Source organism: Aureispira sp. CCB-QB1, from assembly GCF_000724545.1.
Classification (GTDB): domain Bacteria; phylum Bacteroidota; class Bacteroidia; order Chitinophagales; family Saprospiraceae; genus Aureispira.
In genome coordinates this window covers 1-2,218 of record NZ_JHBV01000172.1, presented here as the reverse complement: position 1 = coordinate 2,218, position 2,218 = coordinate 1, and the positions used below count along the sequence as shown (strand labels likewise).

At 30.9% G+C, this 2,218-nt stretch carries 1 protein-coding gene; it reads left to right on the top strand.

The annotated features are described in order from the left end of the window. Positions 1-287: 287 nt before the first annotated feature. Positions 288-1,907: a DUF6088 family protein gene (locus CG11_RS30765; protein WP_197044015.1), complete on the top strand. Its 1,620-nt coding sequence runs from the start codon at positions 288-290 to the stop codon at positions 1,905-1,907. The last annotated feature ends 311 nt before the right edge of the window (positions 1,908-2,218 follow it).

Below are 2,218 nucleotides of genomic sequence, written 5' to 3'. Positions count from 1 at the left end.
CAAAGAAGTAAAGTCCTTCAGCGCCGATGGTACTGCCTTATGGTGGGAGAGTAGGTCACCGCCTTCTTTTTTTTTCTTAAAAAATCTGTTGAAAAGTTAGGAACGATATGCTAAAAGCGGCGATAAGATCTATAGGATTTTATCGCCGCTTTTTTTTGTATACATATGAGCTATTTTATTTTTTTGTAACAAATTAATGCTTTTTTTGTTACAAGATATAATTCAGTTGAGAAATAAAAGATACATTTGTAACAAATTTTTGCTATATTTGTTACAAATGATCATGAATGGAAAGCGTAGAAAAAATAATAAAAAGTAAAATTTCTTTACTTGAGAGAGGAACATTATTGTTTCCTAATGATTTTAATAAACTTGGATCTTCGGAAGCAGTAAGAATTGCTCTACATCGACTTAATAAAAGTGGTTTTATTAAGAGAGTGGCTCAAGGTATCTATGTTCGACCTAAAACTAGTAAGTATGTAGGAGAGGTACTACCCTCTGCGGAAGAAGTGGTAGAGGCAATTGGAAAAAGGGATAAAATTAGGATTGTTCCAACAGGAACTTATGCCTTGCATATGCTAGGATTAAGTTCCCAAATACCAACCAAATTGGTCTTTCTTACAGATGGTTCTTCACGAGAAATCAAGGTAGGAAATCGAACAATTAAATTTAAAAAGACGTCACCCAAAAACTTATTGGCCAAAGGAGAAATTAGTAGTCAAGTAATTCAAGCTCTTCGTGCAATAGGGAAGGAAGCACTAACAAAAAATGAAATTGAAAAAATAAAAATATTATTACAAAAAGAAGATCCAAAAGATTTAGAGCATGACATTGAATTAGCACCAGAATGGATTAAAAAAATAATGAAAATAAATCGTATTCAATTTGATAGTTTAGAAGAAGAGGAGCGTAGAGCTATTTATGAAAAAATTGCTGAAGAAACAGGGATGACTTCTTATGCAGTGGAAAAAGATTGGTGGGTTGTTCAAACTTTATCAATTATCTTTAGTATGGATATAGGCAAGTCTATTGTTTTCAAAGGAGGAACATCCTTGAGTAAAGCTTGGAATTTAATTGCTCGTTTTTCTGAAGATATAGATTTTGCAATAGATCGAAAGTTTTTTGATTTTGAAGGCGAATTATCAAAGAGCCAAATAACTAAGCTAAGAAAAAAGGCGAGTGTTTATATTACAGAAGTTTTTTATCCAGCATTAGAAATTAAATTTCGGGAAAAGGGATTTAGAAATATTGAATTTAAGCTCGTTGAAACAAAAGATAGTGATCAAGATCCACGCATTATTGAAATATATTACCCAAGTATTACGCAGACCTCGATTTATATCAAGCCTAGAGTTCAAGTAGAAATTGGTTGCCGATCATTAAGGGAGCCCTTTAATATGGAATCAATCTCATCTTTAGTTGATGAGTACTATCCAGATGTTGAATTTAATCAAGCTCCCGTAATGGTTCCAACAGTAAACCCTTCTAGGACTTTTTTAGAAAAGTTGTTTTTATTACATGAAGAGTTTCAGAGACCAGTAGAAAAAATTAGAACAGATCGATTGAGTAGACATTTATACGATGTATATCAACTATCTTCTACAGAGTACGCAGAGGAAGCAATAAAAAATAAGGAATTATATGAAGTAATTGTAAGGCATAGATATAAATTTTCAAGAGTTGGTGGTGTTAATTATAATCTTCATCAACCTCAATTGATTAATCCAATACCTCCAATACACTTAGAGGAGGCATGGAAAAAAGATTATAGGTCTATGCAAGAAGAAATGATTTATGGACAATCACCTTCCTTTGAGGAAATGTTACAACAAATAAAATTATTTTTAGAAAAAATGAAGGCTTTAGATTGGACAATGGATTTGGAGTTTCCTTTTAAAAAACATTAAATTTAGTAGATTTTATATTGTAGATACTTTTTATTTTTATAAAATCAACATCTTTTTCTACTAAAGCAGTTGGCTAGGGAAATAAGTAAAACTAAAAAAAAAGATGTTTATCACTTTTTATTAAGTTTTTTCTAAAAAAAAATAAAAAGCTATAAAGTTGTAATAGAATGTTTTGTAAAAAATAGCAAAAAAAAGAATGAAAAAAGGTTGTAGAAAAAAGGTAAGAAATTTGGAGAAAGGGAAAAACGTCGTACCTTTGCAACCGCTTCGAAAGAGAGGTGTTTAAAAGTAAATAAAGGGTCAGACAAAGA